Below are 20,948 nucleotides of genomic sequence, written 5' to 3' on the forward strand. Positions count from 1 at the left end.
TCCACCCATCCGGTCGGGAAGGAGTAACCATGCCCCCTGCCCTGTCCACCCCCATCCCCACCCCGAGACGTTCACTGCCACGCGGACGCAGGTTCGCGCCGGCAGCGGCCCTGTTGGTGCTGTCCCCGATCTGCGCCGAGTACCTCATCGGCTACGACCAGATCATCGGCCGCCCGCTGGAACTGCTGACCGGACTGCTCTTACTCGCCCCGCTCTACGGCACGGCCGCGCTGATGATCCGCGAGATCACCCGCCGAACCGGGCGAGGGTGGCCGACGATCCTGCTGCTGGGCGCCGCATTCGGCTTGTTCCAGGCCGGACTTGTCGAGCAGTGTCTGTTCAATCCGGACTTCTTCGACGACCCGTCCTGGGATCAGGAACGGCTGCCCACCCTCGTTCCCGCCCTGGGCATCAGCGTCAGCCAGGTACTCAGCTTCATCGCGGGCCATGTGATCTGGAGCTACGCCGCTCCGATCGCGGTGGTCGAGGCCTGCGTCCCTCGCCTTGCGGACCAGCCTTGGCTACGCAAGGGCGGTATGAGCTTCACGGTCGTGCTGTACGTCCTGGCGATCTTGCTGTTCTCCCACGAACTCACCCGCGACTTCACGGCCACTCCCGGACAGTTGGGCACCACTGCCGCGATCGTGCTGGCGTTGGCTTCGGCCGCCTTCGTGATACCGCGTCGCCGCTCGGCCCGGCCCGGACGGGTCCCGTCGCCGTGGCTGGTCGGGGCCACCGCTGCCGTCCTGCTGACCGTCCACCAGCTCGTCCCGTCAACGTGGACGGGCGGCGCCATCGATGTGTTGACGCTCGCCTCGCTCGGTGGCCTGCTGTGGTGGTGGTCGGCTCGGGAACAGTGGAAACGTGTTCACGCGCTGGCCGTGGGCGGTGCCGCGCTGGTGGTCAATGGTGGCCTGTCCTTTGTGGTCGAGCCCCTGGGTCAGGTGTCCTACACCGCCAAGTACGCCGCCAACACCGTTCTGATGCTGGCCGTCATGGCGTTGCTCGTATGGGCCCGGCGTCGACTGCTCGCAGCCGTACCCGCGGGAACCGAACCGGATCGTCCGACCGAGTGCGACACGATGTAGCCCAGGCCCCGGACGCGCCCCGCCACTCGGTGCAGGCGCAGCACATCGACAGGGTCGACGCGGCGGGGCTCGAGATGCCCGCACCACCTGGTACAGGCGGCCCGATCACACCCCGGCCTCTCGTGCGACCGGGTCGCCCAGCCGGACCGTGCCGGGTTCGAGGACGTCCAGGTACACCCCGAGGCACGCCAGCCGACCCAGGTCGAAGACGGGTGTCCGGTGTTCGCGGGCGATCGTACGCATGATGCCGGGGTCGGCCTTCAGCTCGTCGTGGCCGAGGGTGGGGACCACGCAGCGGGGCGTGGGCACCAGCACGCGAAACAGCGCCTCGCCCACACGCAGTCGTGCGTCCTGCCAGGTGTCCTCGACGAAGTCCGGGGCGTCGGCGGTGTCCACGACCAGGTTCGGCCGGAACCGGCGAGGATCGAAATCGCCCGCCGGATACACGGCTCGGAGCCTTGCCAGGGAGGACGTGGTGACGAGGTGGACCTTGCCGTAGTCGAAGAATGTACCCGCCGCGACCTTGCCGACGGTGATCTGCTCCCCTGTCCCGTCCACGAACGCCGTTGGCCGCACGGCATCCGGGACGCCGCCTTCGTACTCAGGCACCGCACGCTCCAGCGTGTGGTGAGCCGACGCGTCGGCCGACACGAGCACCGGGCGACCCAGCAGCTTGGACAGCCGGGCATCCAGCTCGGGATCCCCGACTGCGCAGATCGCCCCGTCCGGCAGCTCGACCTCGATCGTGCCGTCATCGGCCAACCGGCTTCGACAGCCGAGCAGGGCGCCCCACTTGCGTGGATGCTTGGCACTCCCGATTGCGCCCTGCTCGTCGAGAACCGCGAGAGTCCGGTCCCCGAACAGCCCCGAGCGAGTCACCGCCACGGACACCAGAGCCTCGCCGAGCATGGACTTCACCGGATATCGGTGTAACGCCGTCACAGTGCCCTGCGCGGAGGTCACTGCGAATGTTCCCGCCACGTTCCCCCTGCCTCACGGGAATCAGTCACAGGCCGGCGACTTTCCCTGGTCACCCTGTCCGCACGCGGCATCTGCCGGATCCACCACCATCGCGGACCCACCGCCCCGCCGCACCGTCTCGGCCGCGGCCAGCCACTTGCCGTTCGGGAGCCGCTGCACACCGGTGGTCGCGCCGATCTCCGGATTCAGCGTGAAGGAGTGCCCGATCGCCTCGAGTCGACTGCGCAGAGGGCTGTCGTAGAGGCCGGGTTCGAGTTCCGTCTTCGCCGCGTTGCGCTGGCTGGCACGCGGCGCGGCGATCGCGTCGACGAGCGGCAGGTGCCGGTCGAGGAACCCGGTCAGGGTCTGCAGCACGGTGGTGATGATGGTCGCGCCACCGGGCGAACCGAGCGCCACGACCGGCCGGCCCTGCTTGTCGAGGACGATCGTCGGGGAGATCGAGGAGCGCGGACGCTTGCCCGGGCCCGGCAGGTTCGGGTCGTGGACGGCCGGGTTGGCGGGAGTGAAGGAGAAGTCCGTCAGCTCGTTGTTGAGCAGGAAGCCACGGCCCGGGACGGTGATCCCGCTGCCGCCGGTCTGCTCGATGGTGAGCGTGTAGGAGACGACGTTGCCCCACTTGTCGGCGGCCGTCAGGTGGGTGGTGTTCTCTCCCTCGTACGTCGTCGGGGCCGCCGTGCCCCCGGCGCCGCAGGCCCCCGGATGGCGCGGGTCGCCGGGCGCGAGCGGGCTGGTCAGCACCGCGTCGTCCTTGATCATGCACGCGCGCGAGTCGGCGAACTTCTGCGACAGCAGTTCCTTGGCCGGCACGTCCTCGAAGGCGGGGTCACCCACCCAGCGCCCGCGGTCCGCGAACGCGATGCGACTGGCCTCGATGAAGTGATGCAGGTACTGCGCCTCGCTGGCCTTCGAAAGGTCGGTACGCTCCAGAATGTTGAGCGCCTCACCGACGGTCGTACCGCCGGAGGACGAGGGCGCGATGGAGTAGACGTCGAGACCGCGGTAGGAGGTCTTCGTGGGTGCCTGGAGCTTCCCCCGATAGGCCGCGAGGTCCCGGGTGGACAGCTTGCCCGGGCGCGCTTTCCAGCCCGAATTCGGGTCCACCGGCGGGTGGTTCACGGTGGAGACGATGTCCTTGCCGAGGTCGCCGTGGTAGATCGCGTCGACGCCCTTCTTGCCCAGTTCCTCGTAAGTGCGGGCGAGGTCGGGGTTCTTCAGGGTCGAGCCGACGACCGGGAGTTCGCCGTTCGGCAGGAAGAGTCTGGCGGTGTCCGGGAAGTAGCGGAAGCGGGCCTCGTTGGACGCGGTCTGCGAGCGGAAGGTGTCGTCGACGGTGAACCCGTCGCGTGCGAGCCGCTCGGCCGGCTTCAGGACCGTGCCCAGCCGCTTGGTGCCCCACTCGTCCAGCGCCTTCTGCCAGGTGGCGGGCGTACCCGGGGTACCGACGCTCAACCCGCTGGTGACGGCGTCGGCGAAGGCGAGGGCCTTGCCGTTCTCCTCGAAGAGGTGGGAGTCGGCGGTCAGCGGGGCGGTCTCGCGGCCGTCGATGGTGCGCACCGTGCGGGACTTGGCGTCGTAGTAGACGAAGTAGCCGCCTCCGCCGATACCGGAGGAGTAGGGCTCGGTGACGCCGAGCGCGGCGGCCGTGGCGACGGCCGCGTCCACCGCGTTGCCGCCCTTCCTGAGGACCTCGATTCCGGCAGCGGAGGCATCGGCGTCGACGCTCGCCACGGCACCGCCGTAGCCGACGGCCACAGGTACCTTCGTCGGCGTCCGTGCCGACGAAGGCGGCGCCGCCGCTCCCACCGACACCACGGCGGCCGAGACCGCCAACACCGCCATCCTCCGTGCGACAGGGCGACGCATTCGTACCTCCAGTCGACGACCGTCAGCGCAGCGTATCGGCATTGCCATGATCACGTCAGTGTCTCGAACACCGGTCCGCACAGCCAGCTACCATGCGCCCCCATGAACGACGACGTACGCAACATCATCCTCGGCTTGGTGGCGACGGGCATCAGCGCCGGACTGGGCTGGCTCGCCCGCACCTACCTGTCAACGCGGAAGCTCCGCCGCAAGCAGGCGTTCTTCGGGCTGCCGGAGAACTCGGAGGCATTGCTCGTCGTCAGCCGCGACCCGGCCTCCTCCGAGCCGGCCGTCCACCGTTTCGATGTGTTCGCCCTCCTTGAACTGGCCGCGCTGATCAAGGACTGCGGGGCGAACCTGCAGATGGTGACCCAGGACAAGGTCCAGCAGGGCTTCGGTGAACGCACCGAGTTCTGCGTGGGCGGTCCCGCCGCGAACCGGCGCATGCTGGACCACATGACGGCGATGCTGCCCGGCATACGCGTCAACATCACCCCGGAACCTGGCCCGGACCGCGGCGCCTTCCAGATCGGCAGCGAGCGCTACCGTATGGAGTCCGGCGTCGCCGAATACGTCCTGCTGGCCCGCCTCACCGCGGGCGAGCGGTCCGAGGCGCGGCCGGTGTTCCTCTTCTGCGGGCAGCGAGGGATCACCAACCAGGCGGCGACCCGCTATCTCGCCCGCAACCACGAGCGGCTGGCCCGCAAGCACGGCGACAACTCCTTCGTCCTGCTGCTGAAGGTCGTCAACTCACAGGCGTACGGCCCTGACGTGGTCGAGCTCGTCTCGGACGTGACGCGGGTGGCACAGGCACCACTGCCGACCCCGACGCCCCCCTCCGGGCGGGGTTCACACCGCGCGACCTGAATTCACGCAGGCCCGACGATCGTTGCTCCCCGCCTGACGCACCGACGGGTCACCCCGAGCGCTGTCGAGCACAACCCGTCCGGCGCGCAGCTGACCTTCTCCCCGGCGGCGGAAGACGCGTTCCACGCGTCCGTACCGCTGCGCGAGCAGTGATCTCCGGCTGCCGCCGGCCGGGCCTGGCCCTGTGACTGCTGCTCCCCTCCCCCTACGGTTCCGGGACCGTGGGGAACCCCCACCCGGCAGCAGTGTCCCAGGTCCGGCCGCGGCGACGTCCACGGCCCCGGTCTTGGGACTGCACCGCTCCCACCCGGTCACCGGACCGGCGAACCAGGGAGAACGGTACGCACATCCCGGCGCAGATCGGTGAGACACCATCATCACCGGGATGAACGGCACATCGTAGTCGAGGTTCGACGCGATGGTCTTCCCGGAGTGGCGGAACTCCTCACAGGCGGACAGAGTGAGGGGGTTGTGAACTGCTGCCGCTTGACAGCGCTTGAGTGCGTTCTGGTGTGCATGAGTGAGTGTTGTGGCTCAGGCGCGTTCGTTTCTGGGGATGGGAATGGGAGTTCTTGTGTCGAGTGCGTGACCTGTGCGGGCGGGTGCTCGTTGAGTGCGGTGATGGGGGTCTTCAGTGGTGGGGGTGGGGTGTGGGCGGGTTGCGGGAGGTGGCGGCGCCGTTCGTGGTGCCCGGCCCGTTGGGGGTGGCCGTCCGTACCCGTCTGAAGGGGCTGAGTGCTCAGGACGAGACGGTGCTGCGTGCCGTCGGTGGGCTGCTCGGCTCCCTGGCCTCCCGTGACCTGAAGGCCCGCTGTGCGACCGGCCTGGATCACGACAGCGCCCAGTGGGCGCAGCGCCCAGCACTGGCAACAACCGCTCACCACAACAACCCGAAAGCCCACTCGTCACGACGCTGCCGCCGTGGCGATCGGCAGGCGCGCCCTGGGACACCCGATCCGGTGGGGGTACCTCCCAGGCCCTCAAGGCACTGGGGGAGGACGGCACCGCCCCGCACCCACCAGAGTGACGGGTGCGGGCATCGGACCGTCCAGGCCCGACCAGGCATCCCGGGGCGTGAGGGAAACCGCCCCCGCATCCCCGGACCACGGACACGATCCGCCGGGACCGGACGCGGAGCGAACGCGGTGGACCAGAACACCCAACACCGTTCGGAGCGTTCGACTGAGCACGGGCCCTGGCAACAGGGCTCACTCCCGCTCAGTCTTTAGGAACGGTGTTGCGCAGGACCGGGAACCACACGGTGCCGAAGGTGCGGAGGCCGGACGGTGACGACGTCGTCAGACCTCGGCCACCTCGGCGTACACCTGGGACAGTTCGGGGGCACCCGTGGACGCCCAGGTGTGGCCGTCAACCACCACGTCGATCTCGCGGCCTGAGGCCAGCCGTACCACGGGGTGGCCGCTCGGCCAGATCTCCCAGGCGGCTCCCGGAACCGTGCGCACGATGACCGTGCCCAGGTAGAGGCCCGCGTCGTTCCCGAGCCAGGGCAGCACCTCCGGGTCGTCGCGCCAGCGCGGAAGGAGCTGGTCGAGTGCCTCCAACGACGAGGCGGAGTCGTCGAGTTCGACGCCCACCTGCTCTGCTTGGGAGCGCAGCAGTTCGCACTCGGAGAGGAGTCCGGTGACGGCGGTCGCGTCGGCGTCACCGTCGGAGAACACCGCGACGCCGAAGGCGGCGCCGCGCTTCTTGCGCCAGTTGCCCAGGAAAGGGATGTTCATGTGCCCAGCGTGTCATCGGTGCGACCGGTCGCACCACCGTGACACCGCGGAGAACCTTCCCTACACCTCCAGGTCCACCACCACGGGCGCGTGGTCCGACGCACCCTTGCCCTTGCGCTCCTCCCGGTCCACGTACGCGTCCTTGACCGCCTTCGCGAACGGCTCGTTGCCGTACACCAGGTCGATGCGCATACCGCGGTTCTTGGGGAAGCAGAGCTGGCGGTAGTCCCAGTAGGTGAACGGATGGTCGTACTTGAGCGGGCGCGGGACGACGTCCGTCAGGCCCGTCTCCCGCAGCGAGACCAGGGCGGCGCGCTCGGCCGGGGTGACGTGCGTGGCGCCCTCGAAGGCCGCCACGTCGTGGACGTCGTCGTCCGTCGGCGCCACGTTGTAGTCACCCAGCACCGCGAACGGGCGGCTGCCCGCCGCGTCGCCCGCCACGGCCGCCTTCAGGGCCTCGAACCACTGGAGCTTGTACGCGTAGTGCGGGTGGTCCACCTCGCGGCCGTTCGGCACGTACACCGACCAGACGCGGACCGGGCCGCAGGTCGCGGAGAGGGCGCGGGGCTCCTGGACGCCCTCGTAACCGGGATCGCCGGGCAGGCCCTTGACCACGTCCTCCAGGCCGACACGGGAGAGCACCGCGACGCCGTTCCACCGGCCGGTCGCGTGGACCGCCGCCTCGTAGCCCAGGTCACGGAGCTGTTCGTAGGGGAACTGCTCCTCGGCCACCTTGGCCTCCTGCAGGCACAGAACGTCCGTGCCGCTGCTCTCCAGCCAGGCCAGGAGCCTCGGCAGGCGAGCGGTGATCGAGTTCACGTTCCAGGTCGCGATGCGCATGTCCCACAACCTACCCGGCAGGGATGACAACGCGTCCCGGGCTCGGTCTCCCCGGGCCCTTCGTCCTCAGACCTGCGCCGACGCTCCCGGCGTCAGCCTCAGGTGCTCGGCACCGCCCAGCGCGCCGATCTGGCTGTCGTAGATGGGGCGGGCGAGGTCCGTGAGGAGGGCGTCGTGGATGTCGTACGCGCGCTGCGGCTTGACCTCGCGGACGTAGTCGATCACCTCGGCGATCTTGCTCCACGGCGCCATGACCGGGAGCATCAGCGTCTCGACCGGGCAGTCGGGGACGGTGAGCGCGTCGCCGGGGTGGAAGACCTTGCCTTCGTCGATCAGGAAGCCGACGTTCGTGATGCGCGGGATGTCCGGATGGATCACGGCGTGCAGTTCGCCGTGCACCTGGATGTCGAAACCGGCCGCGGTGAAGGCGTCACCGTGGCCCACGGTGTGCACTCGGCCCGGGTACGTCGCCGAGATCTGCTCCGCGACGGAGGCGAGGGTCCAGATCTCGGCGCCCGGGTTGGCCTCCATGCCGGCCCGCAACCGCTCCTCGCTGAAGTGGTCCATGTGCTCGTGCGTGACCAGGATGGCATCCGCACCGACGGCGGCGTCCTCCTCGCTGAAGGTGCCGGGGTCGATGACGAGCGTGCGTCCGTCCTTCGCCAGACGGATGCAGGCATGCGACTTCTTCGTGAGCTTCATGGCTCCATCCTGCCCCGCCCGGGGCGGCCGGGGCCTGTTCAGCATGGTGCCGGCGCTCACTCCTGGGGGGTGGTCTCCTCCCGGATGACCTGCTGCGCCACCCGGAACGCGCTGGTAGCGGCCGGCATGCCGCAGTAGACCGCCGCGTGGAGCAGCACTTCCTTGATCTCGTCCGGGGTGAGTCCGTTGCGCAGGGCCGCTCGGGTCTGGAAGGCGAGTTCGTCCAGATGGCCGCCCGCGACCAGCGCGGTGAGCGTGATGCAGCTACGGGTGCGCCGGTCGAGACCGGGGCGGCCCCAGACCTCGCCCCAGGCGTAGCGGGTGGTGAACTCCTGGAACTCCCCGGAGAACTCGTCCGCGGAGGCCAGCGCCTGGTCGACGTACGCGTCGCCGAGTACCTCGCGACGGATCTTGATCCCGGCGTCGTACGCGTCGGTCCGGCCCGCGGGCTCGGGCGGGACGGCGACGGGGGCGATCTCGGCCACGGGCGCCACCAGCGGCGCCGCCGCCAGCACTGGCTTCACCGGGGGCGCCACGATCGCCGCCATCTGGCCGGTCGTCGAGTCGAACGCCGCCTGCCAGGCGGTCGAGAAGTGGCGCACGAGCAGGTCGGTGACGGCTGCGGGCTGCTCGACGGGCACCAGGTGGGAGGCGCCGGGAACGACGGCGAGCCGGGCGTCCGGTATCCCGGCGACCAGAGTGCGCGCCTCGGCGGGACCGGTGACCTGGTCGTCGGAACCCACGAGGACGAGGGTCGGCACGCCGATACGGCCGAGTTCGGCCTGTACGTCGAAGGTGGCGAGCGCCTCGCAGGCCGCGATGTAACAGCCGGGGTCGGTGGTACGGACCATCTGCACGGCCCACTCGGTGATCGCGGGCTGGGCAGCCGCGAACCCTGCGGTGAACCAGCGGTCCGGGGCCATCCTGGCGATCGGGTCGAGCCCGTTGGTCCGGACGACCACACCGCGCTGCCGGAACTCGTCGGCCGTACCGAAACGGGGCGAGGCGGCGATCAGCGCGAGCGAGGCCAGTCGCTCGGGATGGCGCAGCGCCAGCTCGACCCCGATGGCACCGCCCAACGCGCAACCCGCGTAGCCGAAGCGCTGCACTCCGAGTGCGTCGAGAGTGGCCAGCAGCCGGGCTGTGAGGTCGGTGACGGAGCCCGCGGGGTGGGCGAGGGCGCCGCCGTGGCCGGGCAGGTCGAACCGGAAGACCCGCCACTGCTTGGCGAGTTCCGGGACCTGCCGGTCCCACATGTGCCAGGTGGTACCCAGTGAGGGAGCCAGGATCAGGACCGGAGCGTCTTCTGGCCCGTCAAAGCGGTATTGCAGGGTGTTCGATGGTGTCTCACTCACGCCCCAGACCCTCTCACGTCTCACGACTGCCCCTATGACGAGGGTTGCGACTGCACAGGTCTGACCAGCCCGAACCGTCCCGGCTGCAAGGACGTCCAGGTAGACACCGAGCACGATGCCGGCATCCGCCGGGAGTTCGTGGACGGTCGAAGTACGCGTCAACTGGCCCGAAGACCGACCGCCAGCGTCAGTTCAAGGACCCGGTGCGGCGATGCGAGATCCGGAAACAGCTCCCGCAGCTGCGACATCCGGTACCGGACCGTCTGGGGATGGACGAACAACGCCGCCGCCACCTCCTCCCGCCTGCCCTGGTGCAACAGCCACGCCCGCAGCGTCTCCTCCAGCCGCCGTGCGGTCGCGACAGGCAAGGTGCGCAACGGTGCGAGGGCTCGGGCACGCAGGTCTGCGAACGCGTCCACGTCGGCGCTCAGCACCAGCTCGGGCAGGTGGTCCTCGGTGTCGCGAATATCAGAGGAGAGGGAGCGCGCGCGTACGGCTCGTGCGTACGAGGCGGACGCACGAGTCCATGGCCGGCCCGGGCCGACCACGGCGGTGCGGTCGGTCAGCTGCCGCACCAGATGTGATCGGTCGGAATCGGGGACGAGCAGCACACCGGTGGCGTCCGGCAGATCGTCGAGGACGAGGGTGCCCGGGTCGAGCGCGCGGTAGGCAGGCCGGGCCTGGGCGGCGGGCAGCAGGACCGCCGTCAGCGAATCCGGAGGCTGCCATCCGGCCCGTTGAGCAGAGGCCAGCAACACGTCCGGGCTCGCGCCGGCGAGGAGGTCGCGGGCCAGATGTTCCAGGTGGCGCTCGCGGGCCCTGCCCCGGGCGGCCAGTTCGTCGGCGTGGCCCGCGGCGCTCGCGGCGGAGAGCTCGTCGATGTAGGCGAAGGTCAGCTCGGCGAACTTGGCGACCTCGGCGGCGGGCAGACCTGCGGACACGGCGCCCGCTGCCAGGCATCGCCAGGCCACGCGGGCGCCGACGCGGTAGGCGCTGAGCAGGGCGTCCATCGAACGGCCGTCGCGCACCTCGCCGCGGCCCAGCTCGTAGGCCGCGTCACCGCCGTCGCCGCCCGTGGCGTTCCCGCTCGCGAGGTCCAGGTAGTGCCCGAGGGCGGTGCGAACGGCCCGGCGGATGGTGCCGCCCATGCTGCCCGAAAGGGCGTTGGCGTAGGGAGGGACCTCGTCGATGATCGCCTGGACGACCTCGTCGGCGGTGGTCTTCAGCGCGGCCCGAAGTGCGGTGACCGTCGTCTCACCCAGGGCCAGTTCGCTGGCCCTCTGGGTTACACGACTCACGTTTTTATTCCCTGCGAACAATTCCACCCACCAGATTCACGTCCTACGGTCAGGACTTTACGCCCTGAGACGCAGCAAGCTGGAGTCATGACGAGTGCAGCACTTCGCAGCAGGGCGTGGAAACTGCTGGAGATGGTCACGACGCCCCTGCTGCCGTCGGACTACCTCGACCTGGTCAGCCCACTGCGTGCGGGCGCTGACCTGCGGGGGCGCATCGAGGCCGTGCACCCCGAGACGGATGACGCCGCGACTGTCGTGATCAGGCCGGGGCGGGGCTGGCGCGGCCACACAGCCGGTCAGTACGTGCGGATCGGGGTCGACGTCGACGGCGTACGCCTGTGGCGTGCCTACTCCATCACCTCGCCGACGAACCGCCAGGACGGCCGCGTCACGATCACCGTGAAATCGATCCCGGACGGCAAGGTCAGCAACCACCTGGTCCACAGGGCGAAACCGGGCACGCTGATCCAGCTCGACCAGGCGACCGGTGACTTCGTGCTGCCGCCGGCCAAGCCCGCCAAGGTGCTCTACCTGACGGCCGGCAGCGGCATCACGCCCGTGATGGGCATGCTGCGCGACACCGAGTTCGACGACGTCGTCATGGTCCACTGCGCGCCACAGCCGCAAGACGTGATCTTCCGCAACGAACTGCACGACCTGGTCGCGGCCAAGAAGCTTCGGCTCACCGAGGTGCACACCGACACAGACGGCATGCTCGACATCGCCCATCTCGACGAACTCGTGCCCGACTGGGCCGAGCGCGAGACCTGGGCGTGCGGACCCGCGGGCCTGCTCGACGCCGCCGAAGAGCACTGGATCGAGCACGGCGTCCAAGAGCGCCTGCACACCGAACGCTTCCGCCCCAGAATCGTCGTCGCCGGCGACGGCGGCGAGGTCACGTTCAGCGCCACCGGCAAGACCGTCGACGCGGACGGCGCCACGCCGTTGCTGGACATCGGCGAGGAGGCCGGCGTGCTCATGCCGTCCGGGTGCCGTATGGGCATCTGCTTCGGCTGCGTCACGCCACTCAAGGCGGGCGCCGTCCGCGACCTGCGCACCGGCGAGATCACCGAGGCCGAGCCGGGCGTCCTCATCCAGACCTGTGTGTCCGCCGCGGCGGGCCCCTGCGACATCGAACGGTAGGAGCACCTTGACCGCCATTGACCCCACCGCCCACCTGACGGCGGAGCAGATCGAGGAGCTCGGCCACGAGCTGGACGCGATCCGCGACGAAGTGATCGCCGGACGCGGCGAGAAAGACGCCGCCTACATCCGCAAGGTCATCTCGGCGCAGCGCAAGCTCGAATTGGTCAGCAGGGGCGTGCTGCTGTTCTCGATCTTCCCACCCGCGTGGCTGCTCGGCACCGCCGGTCTGTCCGTGGCGAAGATCATGGACAACATGGAGATCGGCCACAACATCCTGCACGGCCAGTGGGACTGGATGCGGGACCCGAAGATCCACTCCACCACCTGGGAATGGGATCACGTCTCGCCGGCCGACCAGTGGAAGCACTCGCACAACGAGCTGCACCACACGTACACCAACGTGATCGGCAAGGACAACGACCTCGGCTACGGCATCATGCGCGTCGACGAGGACCAGAAGTGGCACCCGTTCCACCTCGGCCAGCCACTGTGGAACTTCATCAACGCCTGCTTCTTCGAGTACGGCATCGCAGCGTACGACCTGGAGCTCGGCAAGAACCTGCACAAGCGGCGCCGCAAGAACCCGGAGTTCCGCGCGCGGGCCAAGGCCGTGGGCCGCAAGATCCGCAAGCAGGTGCTGAAGGACTACGTGATCCACCCGCTGCTGTCGGGCCCGTCGTTCCTCACCACGCTCGCCGCCACGTTCACCGCGAACCTGGTCCGCAACATCTGGTCCCATTCGGTGATCATGTGCGGGCACTTCCCCGAGGGCGTGCAGGTCTTCGAGCGCCGGTCGATCAAGGGCGAGACGCGCGGGCAGTGGTACCTGCGCCAGATGATGGGCTCGGCGAACATCAGCGGCAGCAGGGCCATGCACTTCATGACCGGCAACCTGTCGCACCAGATCGAGCACCACCTGTTCCCGGACCTGCCGAGCAACCGGTACGCCGAGGTCGCGGTGAAGGTGCGCGCGCTGTTCGAGAAGTACGAGCTGGAGTACGTCACCGGACCGCTGCCCAAACAGGTGTTCTCCGCGTGGCGCAAGGTCTTCCGGCTCTCGCTGCCGAACAAGAAGCCCGAGGTCAAGACGCCGGACCGTGAGCAGGAGCTCGTTGCCGCCTGATTGTTACAAGCGCCTGGCTCACGAACCCGAGGTCAGGCGCCCTTGTCCGCAGGCTCCAGAATCGCCACGCACTCCACGTGATGCGTCATCTGGCGCCGGTGTCGGCGTCGACGATGGCCACCACCGTGACCACGCCTTCGGCGGCGAGGGTGAGGCGGTCCTTGAGGGATGCTTCGGTGGCGCCGCCGACCTCCATGCCGTCCTCGTAGACGTTGCCGGCGGGGACCTTGCCGGGGATGGATGCGCGCCCGTCGACCAGGTCGACGACGACGCCGTCCTCGGCGATGACGACCCGGTCGGGGTCGACGCCGGTACGGATGGCCAGGTCGGCGTTGGCCCGCAGGTGGCGCCATTCGCCGTGCACGGGCATGACGTTGCGGGGCTTGACGATGTTGTAGCAGTACACGAGTTCGTCGGCGCTGGCGTGCCCGGAGACGTGCACCTTGGCGTTGCCCTTGTGGACCACGTTTCCACCCGCCAGCACCCGCTACCTGACGCTCGGCACGTCCCACGCGACCACGGCGCCGCCGCTGTCCGCAACGCGCTCACCGAGACCGTCCAGACCCTCCCGCCTCACCTGCTACTTCTGCGCCCCGGCCAGCCCTTGGCCGCGCGGCTCGAACGAGAACACCAACAGCCTGCTGCGGCAGTACTTCCCCAAAGGCACCGACCTATCCCGCCACCCCGCGAGGACCTGGACGCCGCCGCCACCGAACCCAACAGCCGCCCACGCAAGACGCTCGACTGGGGGACCCCAGCCGAGCGTCTGTCTGAACTGCTCGCCGCTTGATCAATCCACCGCAGTGTTGCTACGCCCCCGGAATTCGCCCACGCCGGTGGGGCCTCACTGCTCGGTCGGCTCACACCTGTCCGTACGTCAGGCGGACAGGGGGAGCGAGCGTTGCGGAAGCCGGCCCGTACGGGCCGGCCAGGGGCGCAGATGCGGCGGTAGGGCGGGTGCGGCAGGTGAAGCCGAGTTGGGTCATGGCCCTGAGGACTTCGCCGGTGCTGAAATCACGCCGGTCCTGGCGGGTGACGACCTGGCCGACCTGCTTGGCGGGGTAGTGGCGTCGTCCGATGATGACGAACTCACCGGTGACCAGCTCAGGTGTGATGCCCTTCATCAATTCCACGACGCCGCTCTTGGTCAGGTCGAACGGGAAGCGAGCGATGACACAGCGCACGATACCTCCAGGGAGAAGAGAAGACGGGCCCGGATAGGGGTGACGGCGGTTCAGCGAGAGAGGACGCCCAGAGCGTTGCCGTGTCCGTCGACCACGGGCGGAGCCCCGAGCCGGCGGCAGCGCATCGCACGCTCGGCTTCGGCCCTCGTGGCCAGCGGCGACGCGAAGGGCCCGATGACGTCGGCGATGTCACGCAGGCGGATCCGGTCCGTGTATCCGGAACCGTCACGAACGGCCGTGAGCCGGTCCCGGGTGACCAGGCCGGTGCACGTACCATCCTCGTCGCAGACGACCAGCTGACCTGTACGGGCGGCGGCCATCACGGACAGTGCCACCTCCACGGTCATGTCCTCCCAGACCTGGGGTCCGGCCGCGTCCGCGGGATCGGCCGCCGTCTGCACGGCGTTGGTACGTGTTGAGCGGAAGTGCGTCTGGTCCAGCGTCAAAGGGTGCCTCCTGCGAGGTTGGGTGGGCTTCCTGACACGAAGGTTCTATGCCGCTGCACCGGGGGTGGACTGCCGTACGGGCGCGCGGCGGGCCGCCGAGACGGGGCGGCGCCGACCTCGTGAGGTGGCGCCGCGCTTCTTGGGGCGTTCGACCACCGGTGCGGTGATGACGACCGGGATGCCGGAGGGGGCCTGGGCGCCGGTGATGCGGTGCAGGGCTTCTTCGCCGACGCGGACCTGGGTGGTCTGCGGGACGATGCCGGCCGCTGCCATGAGGCGGGTCATGCCGCGGCGCTGGTTGGGGGTGACCAGGGTGACGACGCTGCCGGACTCGCCGGCGCGGGCGGTACGGCCACCGCGGTGGAGGTAGTCCTTGTGGTCGGTCGGCGGGTCGACGTTGACGACGAGGTCGAGGTTGTCGACGTGGATGCCGCGCGCCGCGACGTTGGTCGCCACCAGCACGTTGACGTGCCCGGTCTTGAACTGTGCCAGCGTGCGGGTGCGCTGTGGCTGCGACTTCCCGCCGTGCAGGGCGGCGGCCCGTACCCCGCTGTTCAGGAGGTGTTCGGTGAGGCCGTCGACGGCGTGCTTGGTGTCGAGGAACATGATCACGCGGCCGTCGCGTGCGGCGATCTGGGTGGTTGCCGTGTGCTTGTCGGCGCCGTGAATGTGGAGCACGTGGTGCTCCATCGTCGTGACCGCGCCGGCCGAGGGATCGACGGAGTGCACGACGGGATCGCTGAGGTAGCGGCGCACGAGCAGGTCGACGTTGCGGTCGAGAGTGGCGGAGAACAGCATGCGCTGGCCTTCGGGGCGGACCTGGCCGAGGAGGGCGGTGACCTGCGGCATGAAGCCCATGTCGGCCATCTGGTCGGCCTCGTCGAGGACCGTGATGGAAACCTGGTTCAGCCGGCAGTCGCCACGGTCGATGAGGTCTTTGAGGCGTCCCGGCGTGGCGACGACGATCTCGGCGCCGGCGCGCAGCGCGCTCGCCTGTCGGCCGATCGGCATTCCGCCCACCACCGTGGCCAGCCGCAGCCTCACGGAGCGGGCGTACGGGGCGAGCGCGTCGGTGACCTGCTGCGCCAGCTCACGCGTGGGTACGAGGATCAGCGCCAGCGGCTGCCTCGTCTCGGCGCGCTGCCCGGCCGTACGGGCCAGCAGCGCCAGCCCGAAGGCGAGGGTCTTGCCGGAGCCGGTGCGGCCACGGCCCAGTACGTCCCGGCCGGCGAGGGAGTTCGGCAGGGTCGCGGCCTGGATCGGGAAGGGTACGGTCACGCCTTGCGAGCTGAGCGCGCCCAGCAGTGCCCCGGGCATGTCGAGATCGGCGAAGCCCTCCACGGCGGGGAGCGCGGGAGTTATCGTCTTGGGGAGGGCGAACTCCCCCTGGACCGCGGCGGGCCGGCGGCCGTGACCACCGGAACGGCCCGGACCGCCGGAGCGGCTCCTGGCCGACGAACCGAATCGGCTGCCGCCCCTGCCGGAGTCGGTACTGCCGTTACGGGTGCGGGTGAAGCGGTCGTTCGTGCGTGTACGGTTCATGCGGAACCTTCCTCGATGCGGCACATATCAAGGAATTCCCGCAGCGATCAGCAGCACAGAGAATTGCAAGAATGGACCGGTGGAATGCGACAGCGAATCTGACCGACGGAAAATCCGTGCGGGCACAGGCGCTGGAATGAATGGCGCGAAGCGGACGCAATGTTCGGGCGTGTGCCGCTATGAAGCTATGAAGGGTGCGTACACCCCTGAAGGATGCCCCGTATGCGCTGAGCCTACGGGTTTCCTGGTTGTCGTCCGCAGGTGAAACCACTGCGGAAAACGCGAGTAGCTGGGGCCCGCACCCCGAAGGACGCGGGCCCCAGCTACAAGTACGCGACAGTCAGAGTCAGGCGAGAACGATGTTCTCGGCCGTCGGGCCCTTCTGGCCCTGCGCGATGTCGAAGGTCACCTTCTGGCCCTCGATCAGCTCACGGAAGCCCTGGGCGGCAATGTTCGAGTAGTGGGCGAACACGTCAGCGCCGCCACCGTCCTGCTCGATGAAGCCGAAGCCCTTTTCCGCGTTGAACCACTTGACAGTACCAGAAGCCATGCCATTTCTCCTTTGGGGCAGTGCATCGGGATCCGCACTGCACGGACCCCGCATCGCCGCGATGATCACCCCGCCGGGAAAAAGAACGGATAACAAAAGTGCTTCCAGTGGCGCAGGCGCCGCCCGGAGGGCACTTAAAGTTTTGGGACCACAACTGCAACTGAGATCGACAGTAGCACGCCGAAGCGGCCTGTGTACGGTGAAGAATCACACCCCCACTTAATACGGTAGAGAATCTGTCTGCCTGTCCCGTTGAAACCTCAGCTCGCGGGCACAGATTTTGCCCCAGCCGGAGCGCAACGTTTCGGGAAGCTTGGGGGGCGCGCCCAGCGTAAGGGCTGCTCCCCCAAAAGATGGTGCGGGCGGGCGTGGAGATCAGCCTGGCTGCGGCAAGCCTCACGGCCCGTCTCCGGCGCACGCACGGGAGCGGCCATATCGAAGACCATCAAGGACCAGACAGTCGATCAGCTCGGTGGAAACAGCAGCATCCTGGTGCGGCAACGCCGTGAGCACGAGGAAACGGCGGCTGACGGATCAGTACCTGACCCTCGACGACCTTCACCAGCGGGAACGCGTTCTGAAGCAGGCGGTGCAGCTGGTCTTCAGCCATGCCTTCGTGGAAGAGACGGTGCTGTAGGCCGCCCTACGAGCCTCAGGCCCGGCGGCGAGGAACTGACGACAGCCGCAGTCGTTTTTCACAGCGGTACAGGGGCACGCAAGGTGCCCAACACCGGCCTCGTACCCTCGGACAAGGCAGTGCTCTCATCCCGGAATTCCAGTTCGGCGGCGCCACCGACCCGAGCCAACCGCATCTGGGCCATTCCCTCAGGCGAGTCCGCCGGCTACGCCCGCCCGCGACGCGCACACGGGCATGCGCACGTCGCGGGCCACCGGACGGGACGCGCGAGTGGATAGCGCGAGTGCCGGTGAAGCGGTTAGATCGCGGGACTCATCGACTCAGCCGCCGCTCTTGCGCCTGAACGACCGCTGGCTCGCAGCCGGGCCGTGCGCCGAACGCACCTTCGACACATCGGACTTGGCGGCAACATCAGCGGCATCCGCCTGCGCACCGCGCTTACGCGCCAAGGCTTCGCGGAACTTGCGCTTGAGGTCATAGTTGCCGTCGCTGTCCGGCGCCAGAGGGGACGTCTCGGAGGCAGCCGGCTCCGAACCTTCCGTAGATACGGGCTCTGCGGTCATGGTGACCTCCTGGGTTCGGGGGTGGGCAAGCACAGCTTGTCATGCCGGGCGCAGTGCGGGGCGCCGTCAACGTCATACTGCTCCGCTTCGGCCGGTATCCCTCTCGCGGCCAAGGCGTTGACTGCGTAGGTGAGGCGCACAGGACGGCTTTGGTCCGGGCCGAGGGTTGTCGATCCCGTGGCCGGCACCTTCACTGCCATGGCAACGACTCTCAGCCGTTGCGACGCACGAGGGCGGCCTTGCGGGCCTCGGCGAGCTTGCGGGCCTCGCCGGCCTTTCGGGACTTGCCACCGGCGCCGCGGGAGGTGTCCTTGCTGGTGCCGAGGCCGCGGAAGGGAGAGTTGCTGTTCTTGGGTCGGGGGATGGCGGGCCCGCCGTCGAGCGGGGCGCCGGAGGGAGCCTTGGCGCCGGTGATCCGGCTCAGCTCCGCCTCGCCCGAGCGCACCTTGGTGACGGTTGCCTCGATGCCGGCTCCGGCCATCATGCGGCTCGTCTCGCGGCGCTGGCCCGCCAGCACGAGCGTGACCACGCTGCCGGACTCACCGGCGCGGGCGGTGCGGCCCGCCCGGTGCACATAGTCCTGTCGCAGCTTCCGCGACCATGAACAGCCTGCGAACGAGAAGCCCGTGCGCCCCTCGGCGGGGGCAGGCATCGCCTCGGACGCCTCCCGGAGCGTTCGGCTTTGACAGGGGCGAAGGCTATGACTGTTGGTCGCCAAGGGCCCCGGCCGGATTTGCCGAGCACTCGACGCGAGGGCGCAGGGAGGAGGACCCGGGGGCAGCGGTGCCGACGCCGGAGCTGCAGCACACCCGCCCGGAAGCCCCCGCCGGCCGCGCCTGTAGGAGCTTGCCGTCGCACGAGCTCTCACCGGCGCTCTCAGACGTCTGTCACCAACTACGTCGACTCCCCCGGACCGCAGTGCCTGACCTGCTGTTACGCGCCCGCCCTGGACTGACGTGGAGGCCCGAAGACGGTCTCTACAACCTGTGCCATGTGGTACCCAGTGAGGGAGCCAGGATCAGGACCGGAGCGTCTTCTGGCCCGTCAAAGCGGTATTGCAGGGTGTTCGATGGTGTCTCACTCACGCCCCAGACCCTCTCACGTCTCACGCCGTGGCTCTCAGCGGTCCCCGAAGATCTCCTTCACTTCGCGGACCGCGTAGTACACGAGCACATAGCCGGCAGCCGGGTCCGCCCACCAAAGCCCCGCCAGAGCGTTGAGTACCAGGCCGAGCAGCACCGCGGCGGCCAGCAGCCCGTCGATCAGGGTGACCCTGCCCTCCGTCTTCAGCACCGGGTTGTCCAGGGCGGCACCGGTGCGGGCCAGCGCCACCCCACCCACCGCCGGACCGACCTCGACCTTATTGCAAGTAAGATGCAACAACATTAGGTCAGCAATAAGAGTGTGAGGTCCAATGATGGCCCGACGGATGCAAGGAGCCGCTGCCGCAGCGGCGCTACTCACGGGGGTCACCGCGTGTTCGGCCCCCAGCGGCGGCGCGGACGATGCCGGGTCCGCCGATTCCGTCGTCATCGGGGTGGCCTCCGAACCGGACACCCTCAGCCCCCTGCTCGGCTACGGCAAGGACGGCAACTCGAAGATCTTCGACGGCCTCCTCGCCCGCGACACCGACCTGAAGCTGAGACCGGCTCTGGCGAAGGCACTGCCCAAGGTCACCGACGGCGGGCTCAAGTACACCTACACCCTCCGCGACGGCGTGAAGTTCAGCGACGGCGAGCCGCTGACCTCCGCCGACGTGGTTTTCACGTATGACACGATCCTCGACGCGAAGACCAACAACACCAACCGCACCGAGCTGGACGCCATCAAGGACGTGCGAGCGGACGGCGACGACAAGGTCGTCTTCACCCTCAAGTACCCGTATGCGCCCTTCGCCGGGCGCACGGTGCTGCCAATCGTGCCCGAGCACATAGCCAAGGGGCAGGATCCCAATACCGGCGCCTTCAACACCGAGCCGGTCGGCACCGGGCCGTACGTCCTGGCCGGCTGGAGCAAGGGCGAGAAGCTCACCTTCAAGGCCAACCCCGACTACTGGGGCGGCGCGCCCAAGGTGAAGAAGGTGATCATGGCGATCATCAAGGACGACGACGTGCGCGCCACCCGGCTGCGCTCCGGCGATCTCGACGGCGCGGTGCTCCCGCCCAACCTCGCCGCCACGTTCAAGAACGACAAGGCGAGGAAGACGTACGACGCGAATACCTACGACTTCCGCGCCGTCACCCTCCCCACCGCGAACAAGGTCACCGGGGATCGCGCGATCCGCCAGGCCCTGGACGCCGCCGTGGACCGCCAGACCATGGTCGACAAGATCCTCGACGGCGCCGGCCGTCCCGCGTACGGTCCTCTACCCGTTAACGACCCCTGGTTCGCCAAGGGCATCGAACGCAAGCAGGACCTCGCCAAGGCCCAGCGAATCCTCGACCAGGCGGGCTGGAAGTCCGGCGAGGGCGGCATCCGCGCCAGGGACGGACAGCGGGCCTCCTTCACCCTCCTCCACCCCTCAGGCGACAAGGTCCGCCAGGACCACGCCCTCGCTTACGCCTCCGACGCCAAGAAGATCGGCATCGAGGTGAAGACGCAGAGCGCCACCTGGGAGGTCATCGAGCCGCGCATGAAGAACACCGCCGTGCTCGCGGGGCTCGGCAACAACGGCGACCCCGACTACGGCCTCTACACCCTGCTGCACTCCTCCCTCGCCGGCGACGGCTTCAACAACATGGCCCGCTACGACAGCCCGGTTGTGGACAAGGCACTCGACACCGGCCGCCGCAGCCCGGACGCGGCGACCCGGAAGGCCGCCTACGACAGCCTCCAGCGCGAACTGGTGAAGGACCCCGGCTACACCTTCCTCACCCACATCGACCACGTCTATGTCCTCGCCGACCGCTGGGACGGACTGACCACGCAGGTCGAGCCGCACGAGCACGGCTTCGCCAGCGGCCCGTGGTGGAACCTCGAAGCCTGGCAGCCGAAGAAGTGACGTCCTCCCTGCCCTGGGGAGCG

19 protein-coding genes and 5 pseudogenes are annotated in these 20,948 nt (G+C 69.0%); 8 read left to right on the forward strand and 16 right to left on the reverse strand.

All coding sequences use genetic code 11. The features are described 5' to 3' along the window. The first annotated feature begins 29 nt into the window (after positions 1–29). Positions 30–1,088 (forward strand): hypothetical protein, encoded by a 1,059-nt coding sequence (locus tag ACWDEX_RS16565; protein ID WP_450464132.1) that lies wholly within the window; start codon positions 30–32, stop codon positions 1,086–1,088. A 105-nt stretch (positions 1,089–1,193) separates the two neighbouring features. Here the strand turns inward: ACWDEX_RS16565 and ACWDEX_RS16570 are convergent, their stop codons facing one another. Both ACWDEX_RS16570 and ggt read right to left on the reverse strand, forming a co-directional pair. Next, complete coding sequence (locus ACWDEX_RS16570) at positions 1,194–2,069, reverse strand: MOSC domain-containing protein (RefSeq protein WP_450464133.1); 876 nt, start codon at positions 2,067–2,069, stop codon at positions 1,194–1,196. A 21-nt stretch (positions 2,070–2,090) separates the two neighbouring features. Beyond that, positions 2,091–3,932 carry a gamma-glutamyltransferase gene (gene ggt, locus ACWDEX_RS16575; protein ID WP_450464134.1) on the reverse strand — a complete coding sequence of 614 codons (1,842 nt, stop codon included), beginning with the start codon at positions 3,930–3,932 and terminating at the stop codon, positions 2,091–2,093. A gap of 102 nt (positions 3,933–4,034) precedes the next feature. On the opposite strand from ggt, the gene ACWDEX_RS16580 reads away from it, so the two are divergent. Beyond that, complete coding sequence (locus tag ACWDEX_RS16580) at positions 4,035–4,799, forward strand: hypothetical protein (RefSeq protein WP_450464135.1); 765 nt, start codon at positions 4,035–4,037, stop codon at positions 4,797–4,799. A gap of 231 nt (positions 4,800–5,030) precedes the next feature. On the opposite strand, the pseudogene ACWDEX_RS16585 reads toward ACWDEX_RS16580, so the two are convergent. Further along, positions 5,031–5,246 (reverse strand): annotated as a pseudogene (locus ACWDEX_RS16585) (amino acid ABC transporter permease); the annotation flags it as partial. A 363-nt stretch (positions 5,247–5,609) separates the two neighbouring features. Here ACWDEX_RS16585 and ACWDEX_RS16590 point away from each other — a divergent pair. Beyond that, positions 5,610–5,981 (forward strand): annotated as a pseudogene (locus ACWDEX_RS16590) (hypothetical protein); the annotation flags it as partial. Between the two features lie 116 nt (positions 5,982–6,097). Here ACWDEX_RS16590 and ACWDEX_RS16595 read toward each other — a convergent pair. The 5 genes from ACWDEX_RS16595 to ACWDEX_RS16615 form a co-directional block, all read right to left on the reverse strand. Further along, positions 6,098–6,538 (reverse strand): DUF6278 family protein, encoded by a 441-nt coding sequence (locus tag ACWDEX_RS16595; protein WP_450464136.1) that lies wholly within the window; start codon positions 6,536–6,538, stop codon positions 6,098–6,100. A 60-nt stretch (positions 6,539–6,598) separates the two neighbouring features. Further along, positions 6,599–7,378 carry an exodeoxyribonuclease III gene (locus ACWDEX_RS16600; RefSeq protein WP_450464137.1) on the reverse strand — a complete coding sequence of 260 codons (780 nt, stop codon included), beginning with the start codon at positions 7,376–7,378 and terminating at the stop codon, positions 6,599–6,601. Positions 7,379–7,444: 66 nt separating this feature from the next. Beyond that, the gene (locus ACWDEX_RS16605) at positions 7,445–8,080 is read right to left on the reverse strand and encodes an MBL fold metallo-hydrolase (RefSeq protein ID WP_450464138.1); all 636 of its coding nucleotides are present in this window, start codon (positions 8,078–8,080) and stop codon (positions 7,445–7,447) included. A 56-nt stretch (positions 8,081–8,136) separates the two neighbouring features. Beyond that, positions 8,137–9,435 carry a bifunctional 3-oxoadipate enol-lactonase/4-carboxymuconolactone decarboxylase PcaDC gene (gene pcaDC / locus ACWDEX_RS16610; RefSeq protein WP_450464139.1) on the reverse strand — a complete coding sequence of 433 codons (1,299 nt, stop codon included), beginning with the start codon at positions 9,433–9,435 and terminating at the stop codon, positions 8,137–8,139. A gap of 158 nt (positions 9,436–9,593) precedes the next feature. After that, positions 9,594–10,733 carry a PucR family transcriptional regulator gene (locus tag ACWDEX_RS16615; protein ID WP_450464140.1) on the reverse strand — a complete coding sequence of 380 codons (1,140 nt, stop codon included), beginning with the start codon at positions 10,731–10,733 and terminating at the stop codon, positions 9,594–9,596. Positions 10,734–10,820: 87 nt separating this feature from the next. On the opposite strand from ACWDEX_RS16615, the gene ACWDEX_RS16620 reads away from it, so the two are divergent. Both ACWDEX_RS16620 and ACWDEX_RS16625 read left to right on the forward strand, forming a co-directional pair. Next, on the forward strand, positions 10,821–11,876 hold the full coding sequence (locus ACWDEX_RS16620; protein ID WP_450464141.1) for a ferredoxin reductase: 1,056 nt from the start codon (positions 10,821–10,823) through the stop codon (positions 11,874–11,876). 7 nt (positions 11,877–11,883) lie between these two features. After that, positions 11,884–13,002 (forward strand): fatty acid desaturase family protein, encoded by a 1,119-nt coding sequence (locus ACWDEX_RS16625; protein ID WP_450464142.1) that lies wholly within the window; start codon positions 11,884–11,886, stop codon positions 13,000–13,002. Positions 13,003–13,093: 91 nt separating this feature from the next. On the opposite strand, the pseudogene ACWDEX_RS16630 reads toward ACWDEX_RS16625, so the two are convergent. Continuing rightward, positions 13,094–13,477 (reverse strand): annotated as a pseudogene (locus tag ACWDEX_RS16630) (MBL fold metallo-hydrolase RNA specificity domain-containing protein); the annotation flags it as partial. A gap of 106 nt (positions 13,478–13,583) precedes the next feature. On the opposite strand from ACWDEX_RS16630, the pseudogene ACWDEX_RS16635 reads away from it, so the two are divergent. Continuing rightward, positions 13,584–13,792: pseudogene (locus tag ACWDEX_RS16635) on the forward strand (transposase); the annotation flags it as partial. A gap of 70 nt (positions 13,793–13,862) precedes the next feature. Here ACWDEX_RS16635 and ACWDEX_RS16640 read toward each other — a convergent pair. The 4 genes from ACWDEX_RS16640 to ACWDEX_RS16655 form a co-directional block, all read right to left on the reverse strand. Next, positions 13,863–14,186: an SCO5918 family protein gene (locus tag ACWDEX_RS16640; protein WP_450464143.1), complete on the reverse strand. Its 324-nt coding sequence runs from the start codon at positions 14,184–14,186 to the stop codon at positions 13,863–13,865. Positions 14,187–14,236: 50 nt separating this feature from the next. After that, the gene (locus ACWDEX_RS16645; protein WP_450464145.1) at positions 14,237–14,632 is read right to left on the reverse strand and encodes a CBS domain-containing protein; all 396 of its coding nucleotides are present in this window, start codon (positions 14,630–14,632) and stop codon (positions 14,237–14,239) included. A gap of 45 nt (positions 14,633–14,677) precedes the next feature. Further along, positions 14,678–16,174, reverse strand: a complete 1,497-nt coding sequence (locus ACWDEX_RS16650) for a DEAD/DEAH box helicase (RefSeq protein WP_450464146.1) — start codon at positions 16,172–16,174, stop codon at positions 14,678–14,680. A 346-nt stretch (positions 16,175–16,520) separates the two neighbouring features. Next, on the reverse strand, positions 16,521–16,724 hold the full coding sequence (locus ACWDEX_RS16655) for a cold-shock protein (RefSeq protein ID WP_043505040.1): 204 nt from the start codon (positions 16,722–16,724) through the stop codon (positions 16,521–16,523). Between the two features lie 505 nt (positions 16,725–17,229). Between ACWDEX_RS16655 and ACWDEX_RS16660 the strand changes: the two genes are divergently transcribed. After that, positions 17,230–17,361, forward strand: coding sequence for a hypothetical protein (locus tag ACWDEX_RS16660; RefSeq protein ID WP_450464148.1), 132 nt, complete (start codon positions 17,230–17,232; stop codon positions 17,359–17,361). Between the two features lie 320 nt (positions 17,362–17,681). Here ACWDEX_RS16660 and ACWDEX_RS16665 read toward each other — a convergent pair whose 3' ends face one another. The 3 genes and pseudogenes from ACWDEX_RS16665 to ACWDEX_RS16675 all read right to left on the reverse strand — a co-directional run bounded on the left by ACWDEX_RS16665 (position 17,682) and on the right by ACWDEX_RS16675 (position 19,256). Continuing rightward, on the reverse strand, positions 17,682–17,924 hold the full coding sequence (locus ACWDEX_RS16665; RefSeq protein WP_450464149.1) for a DUF5302 domain-containing protein: 243 nt from the start codon (positions 17,922–17,924) through the stop codon (positions 17,682–17,684). A 211-nt stretch (positions 17,925–18,135) separates the two neighbouring features. Continuing rightward, a pseudogene (locus ACWDEX_RS16670) lies at positions 18,136–18,507 on the reverse strand (DEAD/DEAH box helicase); the annotation flags it as partial. Positions 18,508–19,043: 536 nt separating this feature from the next. Next, positions 19,044–19,256: a hypothetical protein gene (locus tag ACWDEX_RS16675; protein ID WP_450464151.1), complete on the reverse strand. Its 213-nt coding sequence runs from the start codon at positions 19,254–19,256 to the stop codon at positions 19,044–19,046. Positions 19,257–19,338: 82 nt separating this feature from the next. On the opposite strand from ACWDEX_RS16675, the gene ACWDEX_RS16680 reads away from it, so the two are divergent. After that, positions 19,339–20,925 (forward strand): ABC transporter substrate-binding protein, encoded by a 1,587-nt coding sequence (locus tag ACWDEX_RS16680; RefSeq protein ID WP_450464152.1) that lies wholly within the window; start codon positions 19,339–19,341, stop codon positions 20,923–20,925. Positions 20,926–20,948 lie beyond the last annotated feature (23 nt).

Source organism: Streptomyces sp. NPDC001020 (genome assembly GCF_053599115.1).